The organism is Vibrio ichthyoenteri ATCC 700023 (genome assembly GCF_000222605.1).
Taxonomy (GTDB): domain Bacteria; phylum Pseudomonadota; class Gammaproteobacteria; order Enterobacterales; family Vibrionaceae; genus Vibrio; species Vibrio ichthyoenteri.
The window spans coordinates 20,458-41,279 of sequence record NZ_AFWF01000278.1; the positions used below are offsets into that span (position 1 = coordinate 20,458).

The window sequence follows — 20,822 nt, forward strand, 5'->3', positions numbered from 1 at the left end:
CATGACAACTCAAACTCTAACTCTTCCTAAGCAACTCAGTACATTAGACAAAACGGCGCGTAGTGTGACCTTTACTTGTTTATGTAAATTGTCGATAGGTACATTAAATATTATTGAGGAATTTGAGTCTGGAAAAATCGTACATCGCGAACGGTTTGGTGAGCACAAGCCAAATCAGCCAGCGGCAATAATCACCGTTAAAAACCCTGCCTTTTATAGTCGACTACTCAAAGGTGGCAGCATCGCGGCAGCGGAAGCCTATATGGATGATTGGTGGGAATCTCCAGACTTAACGGTATTGATGGAGTTAATGGCACTGAATTTGTCTGCGCTAGATAGCATTGAAAGCCGTAGTAGCTTTTTATCGACATTATTAAATAAATTTAGCCATTGGTTGAATCGTAATACGGTTGAAAACTCAGAGAAAAATATATCAGCCCATTATGACTTGAGTAACGATTTGTACCAAACGTTTCTTGATGAAAATATGCTCTACTCGGCGGCGATTTATCAATCAAGCCACGATTCATTGGCACAAGCGCAAATAAATAAAATGGAACGTTTGTGTCAACAATTGCAATTAAAACCGACCGATCATGTGGTTGAAATTGGCACAGGTTGGGGAGCGATGGCGCTTTATATGGCGCTGAATTATGGATGCAAAGTGACCACCACAACCATTTCTGATGCTCAATTTGAATACGCAAAAAATAAGGTGGAGCAACTTGGATTAGAGAAACAAATTACGCTGTTGAAAAAAGATTATCGCTTGCTAGAAGGGCAATTCGACAAATTGGTTTCGATTGAGATGATTGAAGCGGTGGGTAAAGAATATCTGCCATCTTATATTCGTCAATGCCAAGCCTTATTGAAACCGCAAGGTCTAATGGCTATTCAGGCGATAACGATTGCTGATCAAAGATATAAAAGTTATAGCAATAGTGTTGATTTTATTCAGAAATACATTTTCCCTGGAGGTTTTCTTCCTTCAATAACGGCGTTAACGCAAGCCGCGACTCAGCATAGTGATTTAGTGATGAGAGACTTGTTCGATATTGGCGAAGATTACGGTAAAACGTTGCGCCATTGGCATGAACGCTTTAATCGCAATCTTGATACGGTGACAGAGCTAGGCTTTGATGAACGCTTTATTCGCATGTGGAATTACTATTTCTGTTACTGCGAAGGGGGCTTTCGTGCCAAAACGATTAGTACGGTTCATATGACTTTTCAAAGACCTTAGGAGCCGAAAATGAGCCAGTTTAAGTCCTTATTAATTGCTTCGACTTGGTTCCAGCTCATCTGGTTTTTGGCTGTAGTTGGCAGTGAACGTTGGCAATGGTTAGCGTTGGTGTGCTTGCTTATGACTCTTGCTCTGAGTGTTAAATTTCACCCCTTGAATTGGCAAAAATGGGGGGCGTTGACCTTATTCGGGGTGGGGGTTGATATGGTCAATGCTTCCGCGGGTATTTTGATTTTTAACTCGTTTGCGATACCTCTTTGGCTGGTTGTGCTTTGGGGGATGTTTATGTGGTATGCCCAATTTTTAGTCCCAGCGGTGAGCCGCTATCCTTTGATACTCGTATCACTCGTTGGAGGGATCGCGGGCAGCCTTAGTTATATAGCCGGATATAAGTTGGGCGCAGTTCAATTCGGTTACTCGACACTGTTTACGTTTTTCTGGTTCTTTCTGGTATGGGTGATGGTGACGCTGTTGTGTGTAAGGAGTCTGAACAATGAAAAACCATCGGATGCTTAGAGCTTTTGTTATTGCAGCTTTACTTGGTTTAACGGGGCACAGCGCACTCAGTGCACCAATAAACGATGCACAAGGTTGTCAATCATGTGATTGGAAGCAGTGGCAAACGGTTGGCCGGGCCGAGCTCAAGGTACTTTTCTTTGATGTCTATAATTCGACATTATTCAGCCCAACAGGTGACTATCAAGTGAGCCAAGACGTGAGTCCTCATCCTTTGGCTTTGAGCATAGAGTACCAACGCAGTATAAGCCGAGAGCAACTGCTAGACGCAACATATGAGCAATGGATCAAGCAAGGCTATGACAAAGCACAATCGAAGCAATGGATAGCGCAATTGGCGACTATTTTCCCCAGTGTCAAAGAAGGGCAAAGACTGACTTATATTACCAATGGTGAAAGTGGTCGCTTTGAATTTTCACCTAATGTTAATAGCAATCAGTCCTTGGGCACCATTGACGACGAGCAACTTAATGACGCATTTCTAGCGATTTGGCTGTCGCCTAAAACCGAATATTCCGACCTCCGTAAACATTTAATAGGACAGGTAAAATGAACGTAAAACGATGGGTAGTAGTTGTTTTTACTTGGTTGTTATTTGGCTGTAATACTCAGATTAGCGATTATCAAGCTGATAATTCGACTCCGACATTTAACTTATTTGAGTATTTTGTCGGTAACACAACAGCGTGGGGGATGGTGCAGGATTTTAGCGATAAGCAAACTCGCCGTTTTGAGGTAGTGATTGTTGGCACGGTTGAAGGAGATCGCTTGACCTTGGTTGAAGATTTTGTGTTTGATGACGGAGAGATTCAACAGAGAATTTGGGTTATTGAACGTCAAGCAGATGGAAGCTATCGCGGCACCGCTAACGATGTTGTGGGAGTCGCGTTGGGCTCAGAGCAAGGGCATGTGATGCATTGGCAATATGATCTGCAATTGCCTTGGAACGATGGCACCACACAAGTCGCGATGGACGATTGGCTCTATCGACAAGATGAGAAGCATCTATTCAATATTACTAAGATCAGTAAATTTGGTATTGAAGTCGGGCAGGTGACGATCTTCTTTCAAAAGCAGTAAGGTGATAACACCACATTCGCCGCTCAATATACCGTTGAGTCGCTAATAGGTATTGTTCGAGAAATAAAAAAGGGTTGCCCTAGAAACTAGGGCAACCCTTTTGAGCACTTTTTAGAGTGCGATTACAGCTTGTCGGTCAACTCGATTGCTTGGCCGATGTAGTTTGCTGGCGTCATTTCTTTAAGACGTGCTTTCTCGTGCTCTGGAAGCTCAAGACCGTCAATAAAGTTACGCATAGCTTCACCATCAACACGTTTACCACGAGTCAGCTCTTTTAGCTTTTCATATGGTTTTTCAATGCCGTAACGACGCATTACTGTTTGTACTGGTTCAGCCAATACTTCCCAGTTACGATCTAGCTCAGCAAGAAGCGCTTCACGGTTTACTTCAAGCTTGCTGATGCCTTTGAGCGTTGAAGTGTAAGCAATAATCGCATAACCCACACCAACACCTAGGTTACGTAGAACCGTTGAGTCAGTTAGGTCACGCTGCCAGCGAGAAACAGGCAGTTTTTGTGCTAGGTGGCCAAAAACAGCGTTCGCTAGACCTAGGTTACCTTCTGAGTTCTCAAAGTCGATTGGGTTGACTTTGTGTGGCATAGTTGAAGAGCCGATTTCACCTGCGATAGTCTTTTGTTTAAAGTGACCCAGTGCAATGTAGCCCCAAACGTCACGATCAAAGTCGATTAGAATGGTGTTGAAACGAGCAACCGCGTCAAAGAGCTCTGCGATGTAGTCATGCGGCTCGATTTGAGTTGTGTATGGGTTCCAAGTTACACCAAGTGACTCAGTGATAAACTCTTCGCTAAATTTGTGCCAGTCAAGTTCTGGGTAAGCAGATAGGTGTGCGTTGTAGTTGCCTACAGCACCGTTTACTTTAGCAAGAATCTCAACGTTTTCGATTTGCTTGTATTGACGTTCCATACGGTATGCAACGTTTGCCATCTCTTTACCCATAGTAGAAGGAGAGGCTGGTTGACCGTGTGTACGAGACAGCAGCGGAATATCGCGGTGCTCGACAGCAAGCGCTTTGATCGCGTCAATTAGGTTACGAATTTCAGGAAGAATTACCGTCTCACGTGCTTCTTTAAGCATTAGAGCGTGAGAAGTGTTATTGATATCTTCAGAAGTACACGCAAAGTGAATGAATTCGTTAACCGCGTGCAGCTCAGGCATGCCCGCAACTTTTTCCTTAAGGAAGTACTCAACCGCTTTAACGTCGTGGTTCGTTGTGCGTTCGATATCTTTGATACGACATGCGTCTTCTTCAGAGAAGTTCTCTGCAAGGTTATCTAGGAATTGATTTGCTTCTGCGCTAAATGCTGGAACTTCAGCAATTTCAGCGGTTGCAGCAAGCTTTTGTAACCAGCGGATTTCGACGATGGTACGGTACTTCAATAGACCGTATTCACTGAAAATTTCGCGTAACGCAATCGTCTTGCTTCCGTAACGACCGTCTACTGGTGAAACAGCAGTCAATGCTGACAATTCCATGATTTTCTCCTGAATTGGGTTTCTAAAATTCGTGTGCTTTATACCAATAACTTTGGCAATTGTCACGAATATTGCGCAAACGTTTGCGCAAGGGTTGTCTGACTTAAAAAAATAAGCTCGCAATGAATGCGAGCTGTTACTTTAATTTTGTTTACATTCGAGCGAGTAGAATCTGTGCTTGCTCTATCATTTTCTTGCGACCAAAAATCAAATGGCGGCGCTTGCCACCCACTTGACGCCACAGCACCGCACAACGGATACCCGAAAGCAGCAAGGCGCGAACCTTATTTTGATTACTCGATTGCTGCAGCACCGATGGCGTGCCTGTCACTTGAATTCGTGGGCCAACTGGGCTCACCACATCAAGGTAAACACTGGCCAAGTTGCTCATCATTTGTTCGTCAGTTAACGAATAATGGTCAGCTTGTCGTTCAAGCATTTTGATGCGGTCACCAAGCTGAGACATGGCATCATTACGGCTACTTAGTTTGCGCTCAAGAGCCATCAAACTAATGATGTAGCGGGTAATTTCACTACCAGCGGGGGTACTGTCGATGCCTTCTACTAGACACTCTAAGCCAAGTTTTAGATCGGCTTCTCGGCCAAATACACTGACGGTATTATTTGGATTGGTGTTCAGTATCGCCTTTAACGAAGTTTCAAACGCGTCTGAGTCACAATGACCGTTTTTTGCAGCTTGCTGAACTAAAGCCACCGCTTGGCAAATACCAGCAAATGCGATGGTACGGTCATAAAGAGTGTTCGCCACGTAGAGTTACTCCTAGTTATACGTCAATTAAATGCGTTGTTCGATGATACCACCACCAAGACAAACATCGCCTTGGTAGAATACAGCGGATTGCCCAGGGGTTACCGCGACTTGTGGTTCATCAAAAATGACTTTGATGGTTTCATCATCGACTGGAATGATAGTACACGCGATGTCTGTTTGACGATAACGTGTTTTCACTGTGCATTTTAACGGTTCTTTAATCGGGGTGCGATCAACCCAGTGTAATTGTGATGCAACCAACCCATTAGATTTCAAAAGTGGGTGGTCAGCACCTTGTACCGCGATAAGTACGTTACGTTTCAGATCTTTTTCTACTACGTACCAAGGATCTTCATTACCACCGCCGCCTTTCTGACCGCCAATGTGTAGGCCTTTACGCTGGCCTAAGGTGTGGTACATCAAGCCTTGGTGTTCACCAATCACTAAGCCTTCAGGCGTTTCGATTTTACCCGGTTGCGCTGGTAAGTAGCGGCCAAGGAAGTCGGTAAACTTGCGTTCACCAATGAAACAGATACCCGTCGAGTCTTTCTTCTTCGCCGTGATCAGGCCTTGTTCCTCCGCAATACGGCGAACTTCAGGTTTTTCAATCTGGCCCACAGGGAATAGACTGCGCGCAACTTGCTCGTGACTCAAGGTGTATAAGAAGTAACTTTGATCTTTGTTGCTGTCTTTACCACGTAGCATTTGCGGTTTTTCACCGTTTTGTGGGAAAGAACGGTCAACATAGTGACCCATCGCGATGTAATCAGCATCAAGCACTTCATCAGCGTATTCTAAAAACGCTTTAAATTTGATTTCTTTGTTACAAAGAATATCTGGGTTTGGCGTACGGCCTGCTTTGTACTCTTCTAGGAAGTACTCAAACACGTTGTCCCAATACTCTGCGGCAAAGTTAATTTTGTGCAGATGGATGCCAAGCTTGTCACAAACTTCCTGTGCATCGGCCAGATCTTGGGCCGCGGTACAGTATTCTTCGTTGTCGTCTTCTTCCCAGTTCTTCATGAAAAGACCTTCGACTTGATAGCCTTGCTCTTTTAGAAGATACGCAGAAACCGATGAATCAACACCGCCAGACATACCAACGATGACTTTCTTTTGACTGTTGTCAGTACAGTTCTCAGACATTGCTTAACACCACAAAAATTTACTGGAGGCAGATTCTAACAGAAAGCATTTCTCGGTGACAGATCCGAGATCGAAATCACACTTCGAATTTGAGGAATTTTAGCTACTTTGCTGAAATAATCTGCGTTAACGATTACCCACTTCCCAAAAGAATTGACGTAGCAACGTTGTTGGCGATGTCCATTCATTCCATTCATCGAGTTTACCTCAGTTGATGGGTGTCTATGCACTTGCCTTTAAGCTGCTGAACGAATTTGCATTCAAGTAGTAGGGGTATTAGCTCTCTATATATGGCATAGTGACGAAAATTCAAGTGGTAAGTTTAAGGTATAAACCTGTGACAGATGAAAACCAAATATTACAAGAAGCGGATCTGATTGAAGTGATTGAAAATCAACTTGAAGATCGTAACCCAGTTAAAGTGACAGAAACGCTAATGCGTTTACGCATGAGTGGTACTAGCCGTGATGATGCAGTAGCAATGATGGCTTGTGCTGTTTCTATTGAGATTTTCGACGTGATGAAAAACGGCGGAGAATTTAATTTGAAGCGTTATTCTGAGCATCTAGATAGCCTACCAGACCTATACTTTATGGAAGGTGAATAGAGCAAACGTTTGCTATAATCCCAGTTATTGCCGCGCTATCCACGGCGCGGTAGAATCCGCCTTCCTGTCATCCCTTAATCAGAATCATAGTTATGAAATTTCCTGGTCAACGTAAATCGAAGCACTATTTTCCCGTCCATGCTCGCGACCCATTGGTAAGCCAAGCGCAAGAGAGCAAGAAGATGTCTCGTACCCATATTATTGGTATCGATCAGACATTGGTGGATATTGAAGCGAAAGTCGGTTCGGATCTGATCGAAAAATACGGACTGAGTAAGGGACACTCACTGGTTATTGACGACCAAACGGCAGAAGCGTTATATAACGAACTGAAAGACCAAGCGCTTATTACTAATGAATATGCGGGTGGTACGATTGGTAATACACTTCATAACTACTCAGTGTTGGCGGATGATCGTTCAACCTTGTTGGGTGTTATGAGCCAAGATATTAAAATTGGCAGCTATGGCTACCGTTATTTGTGTAATACATCGAGCCGAATGGACTTGAACTACCTACAAGGTGTTGAAGGTGCAATTGGTCGCTGTTTCGCACTTATTACTGAAGATGGTGAACGTACTTTTGCAATTAGTGAAGGTCAAATGAACCAACTTCGCCCTGATAGCATTCCAGAAAAGATATTCAAAAATGCATCAGCGCTGGTATTAACGGCTTATTTAGTGCGCTGTAAACCAGGTGATCCTATGCCTGAAGCTACAATGCGTGCGATTGAATACGCGAAAAAATATGATGTGCCAGTGGTATTAACACTTGGTACCAAATTCGTTATTCAAGATGATCCTACATTCTGGCAAGACTTTTTACGTGACCATGTTTCTGTTGTGGCAATGAATGAAGATGAAGCTGAAGCCCTAACGGGTGAAGCGGACCCACTTGCTGCATCAGATAAAGCTCTTGAGTGGGTTGATCTGGTTTTATGTACTGCAGGCCCTGTTGGTCTATATATGGCTGGTTACACTGAAGACAGCGCTAAGCGTGAGACATCGCTGCCGCTATTGCCGGGTTGTATTGCTGAATTTAACCAATACGAGTTCAGTCGTCCGGCATTTAAAGCACTATGTGATGATCCAATTAAAGTCTATTCACATATTTCACCTTATATGGGTGGCCCAGAGAAAATCAAAAATACCAATGGTGCAGGCGACGCGGCGTTATCAGCTTTATTGCATGATATGGCGGCAAATAAATACCACAAAGAAAACGTACCAAACTCAAGTAAGCATGCACACGCATACTTGACATACTCTTCGTTTTCTCAAGTGTGTAAATACTCAAACCGTGCCAGTTATGAAGTACTCGTTCAACACTCCCCTCGTTTATCGCGAGGCTTGCCTGAACGAGAAGATAGCTTGGAAGAAGCTTACTGGGAAAGATAATAAATAGAATAATGCCTGCTATTGAGCTGGCATTATTTTTATTGCCGGTATAAAAAAGGCTCCTAATTAGGAGCCTTTTTTGTTGGTTGAAGACTAGATTAAGAACTCTTCTAGTTTACGACCTGAATCTAATAGTGCTTGAATAGCTGATGGTGTACGACCTTGACCTGTCCAAGTCTTTTCATCGCCGTTAGTATCTTGGTACTTGTATTTTGCTGGGCGTGGTGCGCGTTTTGCTTTCGCTTTTGTTTTTGTTTCACCAGCCAACGCACTAATTAGTGCTTCTACATCGATACCGTCTTTTGCGATTTGTTCAGCGATAGCGGCAAGTTTTGCTTCTTGCTCTGCGCGCTCAGCGAGTTCAGCTTCGTCTGCTTCTTTACGCTCTGATACAACAAGCGTTAATTTTTCCAATGCTTCTTCTAGTTGCTCTAGAGTCAGTTCACGAGAGAAAGCACGCAGGCTACGGATGTTTAAAAGTGTTTTTGTTAATTCCGACATAAATGGCACCAATAATAATTAAGCGATAAATGGATATTAATCCCGTAATGGGGATATTACAATTCAATTATATAAAATTAAATAAAAAATAATTATTACAATTCCAACGTAAGTAAGTTTTAAGCTCACTTCACATTCTATTGTTTACTTAATACTTCAATTTAGCGAGAAGTAACGACATTAAGTTTAGTGCTTGGTTTCATATATGCTAGTCGATTAGCAAAATTATTTATCTTGTGGAATGCAAGTTATAATAAATTTAGCTTGAGTATATATGACAGTATTAACCGAAAGCTGACAATTTAGTATGAAATAGCAGCGTAATGACAAGAGAGACTCGTTTACACCTTTGTTGCATATGTTGGTCTGCGGAGAGGGATATACGCTGATAAAAAACGCAATAAAGTTTAGGTCGATGTATTGAAATGATGTTTAAGATAAGTACAATGGTCGTCACCTGATGCGTTGTCTTAGTTAAAGCTATGTTAAATTTAGTTTAATGCAGTTTGATATTTGGTCAATGCGGTAGAGGAGCGGAATGAATGAGTCGCGTTTGTTGGGGTGATGCCAATGAGCAAACGTAAAAGGTCTTTTCCGCCGAAGTGAGTTTGTAGATCAAAACAGCTTGCTGGGGTTGCACTCGAATAGGGGCAACACTGCCATAGTCTATTATTTGTATAACTATGGAGCGCTACTGTAGGCTAGGGCAAGTGTTCACTTTCCTATCGCTATGTTTTAAATGCATAGACTATCTTTTTAGTCCTTGCGTCTGCAGTAGATCTCTAACCAATTATTACTGGTTTTTGAAGATCATGAATTTAATCGATTTTGCTACATCCCCTTTTTCACTGCTGCCTCCGGTAGTAGCCTTGAGTCTTGCCATTATTACTCGTCGTGTTCTGCTTTCGTTGGGCGCGGGTATCGTATTAGGCGCAGTTTTGTTGGCTGATTATTCCCTTGGTGGCGCAGCTGGCTACGTCAAAAATACGGTCGTTGGCGTTTTTATTGAAGATGGCGCATTAAATGCCGGTAACATGAGCATTATTGGCTTCTTGTTGTTGCTGGGTATGATGACGGCGTTATTGACATTGTCTGGCGGTACGCGCGCTTTTGCCGATTGGGCTCAATCACGTATTAAAAGTAAACGTGGTGCGAAACTATTAGCGGCATTTTTAGGTATTTTCATCTTCATTGATGATTACTTTAACAGCCTCGCAGTGGGTGCGATTTCTCGCCCGGTGACTGACCGTTTCTATGTATCACGCGCGAAACTTGCTTACATTCTCGATTCAACCGCTGCCCCTATGTGTGTTGTGATGCCCGCTTCTAGCTGGGGTGCATACATCATGACCATTATTAGTGGTATTTTGGTTTCGCACGGCATCACAGAATATTCTGCTTTAGGCGCGTACATGCGCTTAGTACCGATGAACTTCTATGCCATCTTTGCACTACTAATGGTATTTGCGGTTTCATGGTTTGGTTTGAATGTTGGCAAAATGCGTGAGCATGAAATTGCCGCTTCTCAAGGCCGTGGTTTTGATGACGAAAAGCAAACAGATGAACTTGAAGAAGCACGTTCTCTAGACGAAGAGCTGGATATTAATGAAAGTGATAAAGGTCGAGTGTCTGATCTTGTTCTACCGATTGTCCTACTTATTATCGCGACGGTGATTTCGATGCTGTACACCGGCGGTCAAGTCCTTGCAGAAAGCGGTAAGCCATTTGCTTTGCTTGGTGCATTTGAAAATACCAATGTAGGCACCTCATTGATTTACGGTGGTTCAGTTGGTCTTCTTGTTGCTCTGATCACTGTTATTCGCCAACGTATTCCTGCTATTGAAGTGACTCGTACCCTGGTTATTGGTGCTAAATCGATGTTCGGTGCAATTCTAATTCTTATTTTTGCATGGTCGATTGGTACGGTTATTGGTGACATGAAAACAGGTAGTTACTTATCTACTATGGCGCAAGGTAACGTGGACCCACACTGGTTACCAGTGATCCTATTCTTGTTGTCTGGTGTGATGGCATTTGCAACCGGTAGTTCATGGGGGACGTTTGGTATTATGTTGCCAATCGCAGGTGATATGGCCGGTAACACCGATATCACGCTAATGCTACCGATGCTTAGTGCAGTGCTCGCTGGCTCAGTATTTGGCGATCACTGTTCTCCAATCTCGGATACGACCATCTTGTCTTCAACGGGGGCTCGTTGCTGCCATATTGATCACGTAACGACTCAGCTTCCTTATGCATTGTCGGTAGCTTTGATTTCGTGTATCGGCTTTATTGTGCTTGGTATGACAGAGTCATTAATGTTGTCTCTAACTGCGTGTAGTGCAGCATTTATCGCGGTATGTTTTGTTTTGAACAGCTTGTCCAAATCAAAGATGACGACGCAATAATCTACGATTGATGATGTTAGTTTGGTGAAAAAGAGAGCTTAGGCTCTCTTTTTTTGTTTCTAAGCTAACTTATTGATAAAGGTTAATAGAAAAGCTGTGTGTAGTGCGTTGAAAAAAACTTAAATTAAAGGTTGAAAAAAGTTAATGGCTTGGTTAGTGTGGTTATCAACCAAGCGGAATTGAAGAGCTTAATTAGTATGCGAAATATTGTAATGAACAATCACCATCACCCAATGTAGTCTTTCGGGAGATGATCGCATACCCGGGGGACAGGAAACTCCCGGAGGCTAAATCAAAAGATTTTTAGAATTAACCCTCGGGAGACTCACATCTTCCGAGGGTTTTTCAATTTTAGTGTCTTGAAAACTAAGAATTATCAAAAATTTGCACAGGGATATCGCAATGCAAACACAACGCCTAAGAATCGCAATACAAAAGAAAGGTCGCCTCAGCAAAGAGTGTCAACTACTGCTGAAACAGTGTGGCGTCAAATTTACCATCATGGGTGAGCGCCTCGTGGTTCATTCGCAAAACATGCCGATTGATTTGTTACTGGTTCGTGACGATGATATTCCCGGCCTCATTATGGACGGTGTGGTTGATTTAGGCTTTATTGGTGAGAATGAGCTAGAAGAAGTTCGCTTAGATCGTAAAGCGCTTGGTGAGCCAAATGAGTTTCTGCAACTGCGTCGTCTTGATTTTGGTGGTTGTCGTCTTTCAATTGCCATCAATAAAGACCAGCAATATACCGGCCCTCAAGATCTTGCGGGTAAGCGCATCGCCACCACTTACCCACACCTGCTCAAAGCCTACATGGATGAGCAAGGCATTCCATTTTCTACCTGTATGCTCACAGGCTCTGTTGAAGTCGCCCCCCGTGCCGGATTGGCAGATGCAATTGCCGATCTCGTTTCAACCGGTGCAACCCTTGAAGCTAATGGTCTAAAAGAAGCCGAAGTTATCTTCCGCTCGAAAGCGACCTTGATTCAACGCACGGGCGAGTTTGCCGCGGATAAACAAGCGTTGATCGAAAAACTACTTACGCGCATGCAAGGCGTACAGCAAGCCAAAGAATCCAAGTACATCATGCTGCACGCGCCTGTCGATCGTTTAGAGCAAGTGAAAGCTTTGCTGCCGGGTGCAGAAGATCCAACGGTGTTGCCGCTGTCTGCGGATAAACAAAAAGTGGCTGTTCACCTAGTGAGTACAGAAAATCTTTTCTGGGAAACCATGGAACAACTTAAAGAATTAGGTGCGAGCTCGATTCTTGTACTACCGATTGAAAAAATGATGGAGTAAGCCAATGAGAACAGTGGTATGGCAATCTCTGAGTGAAACACAGCAAGATGCGGTATTAGAGCGTCCAGCGATTGCGGAAGGGGCAAATATCACGGCGGCAGTGTCGCAAGTGATTGCGCAGGTTCGCCAACAGGGCGATGCAGCGGTGCGAGAACTGACTGAAAAGTTTGATCGTGTCTCTCCAAACTCTATTCGTGTTTCACAGCAAGAAATCGATGACGCTTCAGGGCGATTGAGTGAAAAAATGAAGCAAGCGCTTGAACAAGCGTATAGCAATATTGCCAAGTTTCATAAAGCGCAAAAACCACAGCCTCTGAAGGTGGAAACCCAACCGGGTGTTGTGTGTGAGCAAGTGACGCGTCCTATTCAAAATGTGGGGCTATACATTCCCGGTGGCAGTGCGCCATTGCCTTCAACAGTATTGATGCTGGGCGTGCCATCGCAAATAGCCGGCTGCCAAAAAGTGGTGCTCTGCTCACCTCCGCCGATTGCCGATGAAATCCTTTATGTTGCTAAGTTATGTAACATCGACGAGGTGTATAACATTGGTGGTGGTCAAGCGATTGCGGCCATGGCTTACGGCACAGAATCGGTCAGCAAAGTAGATAAGATTTTTGGCCCAGGGAATGCCTATGTCACCGAAGCTAAGCGTCAAGTGAGCAATGATTTCCGCGGCGCGGCGATTGATATGCCAGCTGGTCCTTCGGAAGTGCTGGTGATTGCCGATGAAACCGCTGATCCTGACTTTATTGCTTCAGATTTGCTGAGCCAAGCGGAACATGGTCCTGATTCTCAAGTGGTTTTGGTTACGCCTTCACCGGTGATTGCGGATCAAGTGGCTGACGCTGTTCTGCGTCAATTGAAAGAGCTATCTCGCGCAGATATTGCCGAGAAAGCACTCGCATCAAGTTTGATTATTATCTCTGAGTCTCTAACTCAAGCGGTATCTATTTCAAACTTTTATGGCCCAGAACACTTGATTGTGCAAACCAAAAATCCACGTGAGTTGTTGCCATTACTGGATAACGCCGGTTCGATATTCCTAGGTGATTGGTCACCTGAGTCTGCGGGGGATTATGCATCAGGCACTAATCACGTATTGCCAACTTACGGCTATACCCGCACCTATTCAAGCCTTGGTTTAGCTGACTTCTCTAAACGTATGACGGTGCAAGAACTGTCAGCGGAAGGCTTAAAAGCATTGGCGCCAACGGTGGTGACCATGGCAGAGGCAGAAGGTCTCGATGCACATAAACGTGCGGTGACTATTCGTGTTGAAAAATTGCTTCAACGAGGAGAAGCATAATGGAAAAGTTAGCTCGTAAGCAGGTCCAACAGCTAACGCCATATTTATCAGCGCGCCGCATTGGTGGCTGTGGTGATGTATGGCTTAACGCAAATGAATCGCCATTTAATAATGAATATAAGACCGATTTTGCTCGTCTTAACCGCTACAGTGAATGTCAGCCAAAAGAGCTGATTGAGGCTTACGCTTCCTATGCAGGCGTGAAGCCAGAGCAAACGCTCACTTCTCGTGGCGCAGATGAAGGTATTGAGCTGCTTATTCGTGCTTTTTGTGAACCGAATGAAGACGCGATTCTATTTTGTCCACCAACCTATGGCATGTACGGCATCAGTGCCGAAACCATGGGTGTGACGCGTAAAGTCGTGCCTTTAACGGCAGAGTGGCAATTAGATTTAGCCACTATCGAGCAAAACCTAGATAACGTGAAACTGGTCTTTGTGTGTAGCCCAAACAACCCAACCGGTAATTTGGTTAAACGTGAAGACATTATCTCACTGCTTGAAATGACCAAAGACCGCGCGATTGTGGTGATGGATGAAGCGTATATCGATTTTTGTCCAGAGGCGTCGACGGTTGATTTGCTGGAACAATATCCAAATCTGGCCATCTTACGTACCTTATCGAAAGCATTTGCACTGGCAGGTTTACGTTGTGGTTTCACTTTGGCGAGCGAAGAGATTATTAATCTTTTACTCAAAGTGATTGCTCCGTATCCAGTACCAATACCTGTTGCCGATATTGCCATTCAAGCGCTCTCTGAAGCGGGCCTTGCACGCGCCAAATACCAAATGCTCGATCTCAATGCCAACCGCGCTTACTTACAAGTGGGTCTATCGATGATTGCTGGCGTCGAAGTATTTGAAGGCTGGGGTAATTACTTATTAGTTAAGTTTAGTGATGGTGATGCTCTGTTTAAAGGAGCATGGGATACAGGCATTATTCTGCGTAATTCACCGATAGAAAATTGTGTGCGCATTAGTGTTGGTAACCGCGATGAGTGTGAAAAAACGGTTGGTTTTATCCGGAATTTTTACGCTTAATCCCTCTAAAACGCTAGGCGTTTGGATAGCAATAATAATGAAAACCCTCTTGCTTAGTTAAGAGGGTAAAAATAGAAATAAGGATGTTCGAGTGAGCAAGCAGCAAAAAATACTTTTTATTGACCGTGATGGCACCTTAATTGTTGAGCCGCCGGTTGATTTTCAAGTTGATCGTTTAGACAAGTTAAAACTAGAACCGTTTGTGATCCCAAGTTTGCTTGCGCTGCAAGATGCTGGGTATCGTTTAGTGATGGTCACTAACCAAGACGGTTTAGGAACAGATAGCTATCCACAAGCGGATTTCGATGCGCCACATGACATGATGATGGAAATCTTCGCATCACAAGGCGTGAAGTTTGATGACGTGTTGATTTGCCCGCACTTTGAAGAGCAAAACTGCTCTTGCCGCAAGCCAAAACTCGGTATGGTGAAGGAGTATCTACAAAACGGTAAAGTCGACTTCCAACACTCGGTTGTGATTGGTGATCGCCACACTGATCTTCAGTTAGCTGAAAACATGGCAATTCAAGGTATTCAATACCATCCGCAAACGATGGGTTGGCCGCAAATTCTCAAAGATTTGACGGTTAAAGCACGTGTGGCGGAAGTGATTCGTACCACCAAAGAAACCGACATTAAAGTATTGGTTAACTTGGATGAGCAGGGCGGCAATGAGATCTCCACGGGCTTAGGCTTTTTTGATCACATGCTCGATCAAATCGCCACTCACGGCGGCTTTCAAATGAAGTGTACTGTTGAAGGTGATCTACACATTGATGATCACCACACGATTGAAGATACCGCATTGGCGCTAGGACAAGCATTAAAAGATGCACTAGGCGATAAGCGTGGTATTGGCCGCTTTGGTTTTAGCCTGCCGATGGATGAATGTTTGGCGCAATGCGCGCTTGACCTTTCTGGTCGTCCATACCTGAAATTTGATGCTCAATTTAGCCGCGATCAAGTGGGTGATTTATCGACGGAAATGGTAGTGCACTTCTTCCGTTCATTGACCGATACATTAGCGTGTACCTTGCACCTATCGTCAGCGGGGGATAACGATCACCACATCATTGAAAGTCTGTTTAAAGCGTTCGGACGTACGCTGCGTCAAGCGATCAAAGTGGAAGGTAACGAGCTGCCAAGCAGCAAAGGCGTATTGTAAGGAGTGGTCATGAGCGAGCAGAAAGTTGTTATTATCGATACCGGTTGTGCCAATGTTTCTTCGGTTAAATTCGCCATTGAACGCTTGGGCTTCGCAGTAGAAATCTCCAAAGAACCGCAAGTGGTATTGAGTGCGGATAAGCTATTTCTTCCCGGTGTTGGCACGGCGAGTGAAGCGATGAAAAACCTGCAAGAGCGCGATTTGATCAGCTTGGTTAAGCAAGTTGAAAAACCGCTATTGGGTATTTGCCTTGGCATGCAACTTCTCGGTAAGTCGTCACAAGAGAAAGGCCAAAAAGCAGACCAACTGGTTGAGTGTTTGGGCCTGTGTGATGGAGAAGTAAAACGGATGGAAACAGGCGCGTTACCACTTCCTCATATGGGGTGGAATACCGTTAAGTCTCTACCGGAACACCCGCTATTTAAAGGTATCGAAGAGGGGGAATACTTCTACTTCGTGCACAGCTTTGCAATGCCAGTGGGCGAGTACACGATTGCGGAATGCGATTATGGCCAGCCGTTCACGGCGGCGGTGCAAAGTGGTAATTACTACGGTGTGCAGTTCCACCCAGAACGTTCGAGCAAAGCGGGCTCAAAGCTAATTGAGAACTTCTTAAACTTATAAAGGGAATTATTTGTGATTATTCCAGCACTAGATTTAATTGAAGGACAGGTAGTTCGCCTTTATCAAGGGGACTACGGGCAAGTAACTGAATACAAAGTCGACCCAGCTGAGCAGTTCAATCTTTATCATCAAGCGGGCGCAGATTGGCTGCACTTGGTGGATTTAACCGGTGCGAAAGATACCACGGCACGTCAATTGGATTTGATCGCCAAACTACTTGCCAGCACACCAGCTTCGATCCAGATTGGCGGTGGCGTACGCAGCGAACAAGATGTAGTTGATTTGCTAGAAGCGGGTGCGCAACGTGTTGTCGTCGGCTCAACTGCGGTTAAACAACCAGAGCTAGTCAAAGGTTGGATGGAAAAATACGGCGCAGAAAAGATCGTCTTAGCATTGGATATTAACATCGATGCCAATGGTACGCGTAAAGTGGCGATTTCAGGCTGGCAAGAAGATTCAGGTGTCACGATTGAAGCCTTGATTAATGATTATCTTACCGTGGGTCTTAAGCACGTATTGTGTACCGATATTTCACGTGATGGCACGTTGGAAGGCTCTAACGTTGAGTTGTATGTCGATCTTTGCCAGCAATACCCACAAGTGCAATTTCAGTCGTCAGGCGGCATTGGTTCTCTCGATGATATCGCCGCCCTAAAAGGCTCTGGCGTAGCGGGTGTGATTGTTGGTCGTGCTCTGCTCGATGGCAAATTTACTGCAGAGGAGGCATTTGCATGTTGGCAAAGCGAATAATTCCTTGTCTTGATGTGCGTGATGGTCAGGTGGTTAAGGGCGTTCAGTTTCGTAATCATGAGATCATTGGCGACATCGTGCCATTGGCACAGCGTTATGCGCAAGAAGGCGCTGACGAGCTGGTGTTTTATGATATCACCGCTTCAAGCGATGGTCGTGTGGTGGATAAAAGCTGGGTGAAACGTGTTGCCGAAGTGATCGATATTCCTTTCTGCGTTGCTGGTGGTATTAAGTCGGCTGCAGATGCGGCACGTATTTTAGAGTTTGGTGCCGATAAGGTTTCCATTAATTCTCCAGCACTGGCTAATCCACAACTGATTACGGATTTAGCCGATAAATTTGGGGTGCAGTGTATCGTGGTGGGGATCGACTCTTATTACGATAAAGAGACGGGCCAATATCAGGTTTATCAGTTCACCGGTGACGAGGCACGCACCAAAGCAACCCAGTGGCAAACTCGTGATTGGGTACAGGAAGTACAGAAACGTGGTGCGGGCGAAATCGTATTGAATATGATGAACCAAGATGGCGTGCGCAACGGCTATGATATTGAGCAACTTAATATGGTCCGCGAAGTGTGCCATGTACCACTGATCGCTTCAGGTGGCGCAGGTGCGATGGAGCACTTTGCTGAAGCATTTGATAAAGCCAATGTCGATGGCGCACTCGCTGCATCGGTGTTCCATAAACAAGTGATTAATATTGGTGAGTTAAAGCAGTATTTGATCCGTCAAGGTGTTGAAGCTAGGCCAGTAGAGGTGAAGTTATGAGTTTTCAAACAAGCGATGTGAACACCCTGATTGAGCGTATCGATTGGCAAAAAGTCGATGGTTTAGTCCCGGTTATCGTGCAGGATTTTCTTTCTAGCCAAGTGCTGATGATGGGTTACATGAACCAAGATGCGCTGGTGACGACAGGTGAAACGGGTCACGTGACTTTTTTCTCGCGTACTAAGCAGCGACTTTGGACTAAGGGTGAAAGTTCTGGCAACGTATTGAAATTGGTCAATGCCGCACTAGATTGTGATAACGACACTTTGTTGGTTAAAGTGACGCCAGTAGGGCCAACGTGCCATACGGGTACGACAACGTGTTGGGATGCAGACAAGCAAGAAGAGTCGCAATTGGTGTGGCTTCATCAGCTTGAACAACTCTTGGCTGATCGTAAAAATGCCGATCCAGATTCTTCCTACACCGCCAGCCTCTATGCTCGTGGTACCAAACGTATTTCGCAAAAAGTGGGCGAAGAGGGCGTTGAAGTTGCGCTTGCGGCAACGTCGGGTGACAAGGCGGAACTAGTGTGTGAATCTGCCGATTTAATTTACCACTTGTTGGTATTGCTGCAAGACCAAGGTCTGTCGTTAAATGACGTCATTAATAAACTCAAAGAACGCCATAGTTAATTACAGTTAAGTTTCTCCTTTACTAAGCCGTAAGTGAATACTTACGGCTTTTTTTATTCATCGCGGCTGGATAAATGCAACCATCCATATTTTTAATCGAATTGACAAATATTATAAACAAACACTATGCAGGCAGTGTCGCACTTTAACCCCTGTTTAATTTATAAAATAGTAAAAAATGTTACCACTCGAAATATAGGGTGGTTATTAGTGTGTGTAACTTTTGTGAGTGAATTCATCGCCGGAAATAGTTATTGATTGGTTGTTCTTACTTTTAGAGTTCGTCTCTTTCAAATCAATTTTGACATCGACTTGCTGGCAAGTGAGCTGTTTTACTCTTTAGTTCAAAAAGTGCAGGAATAGTAATAAGTCATGTTTAGCAAATTAAAAATAAAAACCCGTTTGATCGTTTCTATCATGCTGTTGGTCGTGTTTATATCGGCATTAGTGATCAGTCTGTCCTTTTCAAAATCGAATCAAAGCTTGCGCGAAGCGGAACAACGTGAACTTGAAGGAATATACGATATTGCATTGGCACAGATGGAAAGTCGTGGTCAATTAGCCACGTCGCTTGCCGAGGTTGTGGCACTAACGCCAGAAGTACAGCGTGATTTTGCCAATCGAGACCGAGATGCGTTGGCAGCGCGCACTGTGCCGATGTTTGAGCAACTAAAGCAAGAATTCAATGTTCGACAATTTCAGTTTCATACTGAGCCAGCGACTTCTTTCTTCCGTGCTCATAGCCCGGCAAAGTTTGGTGATGATCTGTCGTCGTTCCGCAAAACCGTGATTCAAACCAATCAAACACAAAAGCCCGTTACCGGTCTTGAGCGTGGAGTGGCAGGGATCGGTATTCGCGGTATTGTACCGGTTTATTATCAGCAGCAGCATGTTGGTTCTGTTGAATTTGGCATGTCACTGAATCAAAGTTTTTTTGAGCAGTTTAAGGTCGCGTTTGGGGTCGATAGCAATCTATATACGTTTACCGGCGATAAGATTAATACCTTCGCGTCGACCACTAAAGAGGTCGGTCTTGTTTCTCAAACTGATATTTTAGCCGTATTTAAGGGAGAGCAAGCCTCGGCTTCTGCTCGTAGTGAATTAAACGGTGTTCCAGTGACAACCTTCTTAGCCGTTGTACCAGATTATTCCGGCCAACCTTTAGCGGTCATTGAAATCATTATGGATACAAGCCATAACGTTGCGGCCGAATCTGAGTTATTGCTTAATGCTCTAATGGGCGCAGTGATTGCACTGATTATCGGTGTACTCGTGGCCTACTTTATTGCTGTCAGCATTATTAATCCGATCAACCGTACTGCTAAAGCGATGGAAGATATTGCGCATGGTAATGGTGATTTAACCGCGCGTCTTGATGACAGCGCACGCAATGAGATCGGCGAACTTGCGGCGAGATTTAATCAGTTTTCCACAAAGGTGCATGACATCGTCGTTGATGCAAAACAAGTCGCTCTTAACTTAAACGTGTCAGCGGACCAATTGGCCAATGTCTCTGATCAAACCAATGCCAATATACAAGGGCAGCAAATTGAAATAGAGCAACTGTCTACCGCAATGAATGAGATGATTGCCACGGTACAGGATGTCGCCCGCAATACCACTGACGCTGCAGCATCGACTGAGCTTGCTGATCAGGCCACGAGTGCGGGGCTGAGCATCGTCCAAGGAGTGGAAAGCAATATTGATCAATTGGCTGATGAAATAAAACATACCGCCCAAGCTTTGGAGAAACTAGAACTGCAAAGCTCAGAAATTGATACCGTTTTAGAGGTTATTTTGAGCATCGCCGAGCAGACCAATTTATTGGCACTTAATGCAGCGATTGAAGCCGCGCGTGCTGGTGAGCAAGGACGTGGATTTGCGGTTGTGGCTGATGAAGTTCGAGCTCTTGCTAGTCGAACTCAGCATTCAACCGAAGAGATAAAGCATATTATTGAAGAGCTGCAACAAGGGGCGAAATTGGCCGTTAAGAGTATGCAAGATAGCATTGTGACGACCGACCGTTTAGTTGATCAAGCGGGGAAAGCAGGGCAATCACTTAATGAGATTGAT

The 20,822-nt window shown here is 44.5% G+C and carries 20 protein-coding genes, 1 riboswitch and 1 other annotated feature; of the genes, 16 read left to right on the forward strand and 4 right to left on the reverse strand.

Annotation, left to right across the window (positions count from 1 at the left end; translation table 11 throughout):
* The first annotated feature begins 1 nt into the window (after position 1).
* The 4 genes from RH85_RS18410 to RH85_RS18425 are packed head-to-tail and all read left to right on the forward strand — an operon-like array spanning position 2 to position 2,839.
* Entirely contained in the window at positions 2 to 1,243 is a 1,242-nt protein-coding gene (locus tag RH85_RS18410; protein ID WP_006714228.1) for an SAM-dependent methyltransferase, read from the forward strand.
* A 9-nt stretch (positions 1,244 to 1,252) separates the two neighbouring features.
* A complete protein-coding gene (locus tag RH85_RS18415) occupies positions 1,253 to 1,759 on the forward strand; it encodes a DUF2878 domain-containing protein (RefSeq protein WP_006714229.1) in 507 nt (168 codons plus the stop codon).
* Entirely contained in the window at positions 1,737 to 2,312 is a 576-nt protein-coding gene (locus RH85_RS18420; protein WP_006714230.1) for a chalcone isomerase family protein, read from the forward strand. The genes RH85_RS18415 and RH85_RS18420 overlap by 23 nt, the downstream gene beginning before the upstream one ends.
* Complete coding sequence (locus RH85_RS18425) at positions 2,309 to 2,839, forward strand: DUF3833 domain-containing protein (protein WP_006714231.1); 531 nt, start codon at positions 2,309 to 2,311, stop codon at positions 2,837 to 2,839. Before RH85_RS18420 ends, RH85_RS18425 begins: the two co-directional genes overlap by 4 nt.
* Before the next feature lie 122 nt (positions 2,840 to 2,961).
* Here the strand turns inward: RH85_RS18425 and purB are convergent, their stop codons facing one another.
* From purB to mnmA, 3 genes are all read right to left on the reverse strand, one after another.
* The gene (purB, locus tag RH85_RS18430) at positions 2,962 to 4,332 is read right to left on the reverse strand and encodes an adenylosuccinate lyase (protein ID WP_006714232.1); all 1,371 of its coding nucleotides are present in this window, start codon (positions 4,330 to 4,332) and stop codon (positions 2,962 to 2,964) included.
* Positions 4,333 to 4,483: 151 nt separating this feature from the next.
* A complete protein-coding gene (gene hflD / locus RH85_RS18435; RefSeq protein WP_006714233.1) occupies positions 4,484 to 5,101 on the reverse strand; it encodes a high frequency lysogenization protein HflD in 618 nt (205 codons plus the stop codon).
* Positions 5,102 to 5,128: 27 nt separating this feature from the next.
* Positions 5,129 to 6,250: a tRNA 2-thiouridine(34) synthase MnmA gene (mnmA, locus tag RH85_RS18440; protein ID WP_006714234.1), complete on the reverse strand. Its 1,122-nt coding sequence runs from the start codon at positions 6,248 to 6,250 to the stop codon at positions 5,129 to 5,131.
* Positions 6,251 to 6,587: 337 nt separating this feature from the next.
* Between mnmA and RH85_RS18445 the strand changes: the two genes are divergently transcribed.
* Both RH85_RS18445 and RH85_RS18450 read left to right on the forward strand, forming a co-directional pair.
* Positions 6,588 to 6,857: a hypothetical protein gene (locus RH85_RS18445; RefSeq protein ID WP_006714235.1), complete on the forward strand. Its 270-nt coding sequence runs from the start codon at positions 6,588 to 6,590 to the stop codon at positions 6,855 to 6,857.
* Positions 6,858 to 6,949: 92 nt separating this feature from the next.
* Positions 6,950 to 8,254 (forward strand): inosine/guanosine kinase, encoded by a 1,305-nt coding sequence (locus RH85_RS18450; protein WP_006714236.1) that lies wholly within the window; start codon positions 6,950 to 6,952, stop codon positions 8,252 to 8,254.
* A 93-nt stretch (positions 8,255 to 8,347) separates the two neighbouring features.
* On the opposite strand, the gene RH85_RS18455 is transcribed toward RH85_RS18450, so the two are convergent.
* A complete protein-coding gene (locus RH85_RS18455; RefSeq protein ID WP_006714237.1) occupies positions 8,348 to 8,755 on the reverse strand; it encodes an H-NS family histone-like protein in 408 nt (135 codons plus the stop codon).
* 518 nt (positions 8,756 to 9,273) lie between these two features.
* A riboswitch (Lysine riboswitch) is annotated at positions 9,274 to 9,457 on the forward strand.
* A gap of 110 nt (positions 9,458 to 9,567) precedes the next feature.
* Here RH85_RS18455 and RH85_RS18460 point away from each other — a divergent pair.
* The 10 genes from RH85_RS18460 to RH85_RS18505 form a co-directional block, all read left to right on the forward strand.
* The gene (locus RH85_RS18460) at positions 9,568 to 11,163 is read left to right on the forward strand and encodes a Na+/H+ antiporter NhaC family protein (RefSeq protein ID WP_006714238.1); all 1,596 of its coding nucleotides are present in this window, start codon (positions 9,568 to 9,570) and stop codon (positions 11,161 to 11,163) included.
* A 214-nt stretch (positions 11,164 to 11,377) separates the two neighbouring features.
* Positions 11,378 to 11,513 (forward strand) — a sequence feature (His leader region).
* A gap of 52 nt (positions 11,514 to 11,565) precedes the next feature.
* Positions 11,566 to 12,462 carry an ATP phosphoribosyltransferase gene (gene hisG / locus RH85_RS18465; RefSeq protein WP_006714239.1) on the forward strand — a complete coding sequence of 299 codons (897 nt, stop codon included), beginning with the start codon at positions 11,566 to 11,568 and terminating at the stop codon, positions 12,460 to 12,462.
* 4 nt (positions 12,463 to 12,466) lie between these two features.
* The gene (hisD, locus tag RH85_RS18470; protein ID WP_006714240.1) at positions 12,467 to 13,768 is read left to right on the forward strand and encodes a histidinol dehydrogenase; all 1,302 of its coding nucleotides are present in this window, start codon (positions 12,467 to 12,469) and stop codon (positions 13,766 to 13,768) included.
* Positions 13,768 to 14,808: a histidinol-phosphate transaminase gene (gene hisC, locus RH85_RS18475; protein WP_006714241.1), complete on the forward strand. Its 1,041-nt coding sequence runs from the start codon at positions 13,768 to 13,770 to the stop codon at positions 14,806 to 14,808. Before hisD ends, hisC begins: the two co-directional genes overlap by 1 nt.
* 91 nt (positions 14,809 to 14,899) lie before the next feature.
* Complete coding sequence (gene hisB, locus RH85_RS18480; protein ID WP_006714242.1) at positions 14,900 to 15,973, forward strand: bifunctional histidinol-phosphatase/imidazoleglycerol-phosphate dehydratase HisB; 1,074 nt, start codon at positions 14,900 to 14,902, stop codon at positions 15,971 to 15,973.
* 9 nt (positions 15,974 to 15,982) lie between these two features.
* On the forward strand, positions 15,983 to 16,597 hold the full coding sequence (gene hisH / locus RH85_RS18485; protein WP_006714243.1) for an imidazole glycerol phosphate synthase subunit HisH: 615 nt from the start codon (positions 15,983 to 15,985) through the stop codon (positions 16,595 to 16,597).
* Positions 16,598 to 16,609: 12 nt separating this feature from the next.
* The gene (gene hisA, locus RH85_RS18490) at positions 16,610 to 17,347 is read left to right on the forward strand and encodes a 1-(5-phosphoribosyl)-5-[(5-phosphoribosylamino)methylideneamino]imidazole-4-carboxamide isomerase (protein ID WP_006714244.1); all 738 of its coding nucleotides are present in this window, start codon (positions 16,610 to 16,612) and stop codon (positions 17,345 to 17,347) included.
* Positions 17,329 to 18,117: an imidazole glycerol phosphate synthase subunit HisF gene (hisF, locus tag RH85_RS18495; RefSeq protein WP_006714245.1), complete on the forward strand. Its 789-nt coding sequence runs from the start codon at positions 17,329 to 17,331 to the stop codon at positions 18,115 to 18,117. The genes hisA and hisF overlap by 19 nt, the downstream gene beginning before the upstream one ends.
* Positions 18,114 to 18,749: a bifunctional phosphoribosyl-AMP cyclohydrolase/phosphoribosyl-ATP diphosphatase HisIE gene (hisIE, locus tag RH85_RS18500; RefSeq protein WP_006714246.1), complete on the forward strand. Its 636-nt coding sequence runs from the start codon at positions 18,114 to 18,116 to the stop codon at positions 18,747 to 18,749. Before hisF ends, hisIE begins: the two co-directional genes overlap by 4 nt.
* Before the next feature lie 372 nt (positions 18,750 to 19,121).
* Positions 19,122 to 20,822 (forward strand): methyl-accepting chemotaxis protein (locus tag RH85_RS18505; RefSeq protein ID WP_006714247.1); only part of this gene is annotated, 1,701 nt, incomplete at its 3' end.

Coding starts and splice junctions, on each gene's coding strand:
- RH85_RS18410 (WP_006714228.1), top strand. CDS start 2: ATGACAACTCAAACTCTAACTCTTCCTAAGCAACTCAGTACATTAGAC.
- RH85_RS18415 (WP_006714229.1), top strand. CDS start 1,253: ATGAGCCAGTTTAAGTCCTTATTAATTGCTTCGACTTGGTTCCAGCTC.
- RH85_RS18420 (WP_006714230.1), top strand. CDS start 1,737: ATGAAAAACCATCGGATGCTTAGAGCTTTTGTTATTGCAGCTTTACTT.
- RH85_RS18425 (WP_006714231.1), top strand. CDS start 2,309: ATGAACGTAAAACGATGGGTAGTAGTTGTTTTTACTTGGTTGTTATTT.
- purB (WP_006714232.1), bottom strand. CDS start 4,332: ATGGAATTGTCAGCATTGACTGCTGTTTCACCAGTAGACGGTCGTTAC.
- mnmA (WP_006714234.1), bottom strand. CDS start 6,250: ATGTCTGAGAACTGTACTGACAACAGTCAAAAGAAAGTCATCGTTGGT.
- RH85_RS18450 (WP_006714236.1), top strand. CDS start 6,950: ATGAAATTTCCTGGTCAACGTAAATCGAAGCACTATTTTCCCGTCCAT.
- RH85_RS18455 (WP_006714237.1), bottom strand. CDS start 8,755: ATGTCGGAATTAACAAAAACACTTTTAAACATCCGTAGCCTGCGTGCT.
- RH85_RS18460 (WP_006714238.1), top strand. CDS start 9,568: ATGAATTTAATCGATTTTGCTACATCCCCTTTTTCACTGCTGCCTCCG.
- hisG (WP_006714239.1), top strand. CDS start 11,566: ATGCAAACACAACGCCTAAGAATCGCAATACAAAAGAAAGGTCGCCTC.
- hisD (WP_006714240.1), top strand. CDS start 12,467: ATGAGAACAGTGGTATGGCAATCTCTGAGTGAAACACAGCAAGATGCG.
- hisC (WP_006714241.1), top strand. CDS start 13,768: ATGGAAAAGTTAGCTCGTAAGCAGGTCCAACAGCTAACGCCATATTTA.
- hisH (WP_006714243.1), top strand. CDS start 15,983: ATGAGCGAGCAGAAAGTTGTTATTATCGATACCGGTTGTGCCAATGTT.
- hisF (WP_006714245.1), top strand. CDS start 17,329: ATGTTGGCAAAGCGAATAATTCCTTGTCTTGATGTGCGTGATGGTCAG.
- hisIE (WP_006714246.1), top strand. CDS start 18,114: ATGAGTTTTCAAACAAGCGATGTGAACACCCTGATTGAGCGTATCGAT.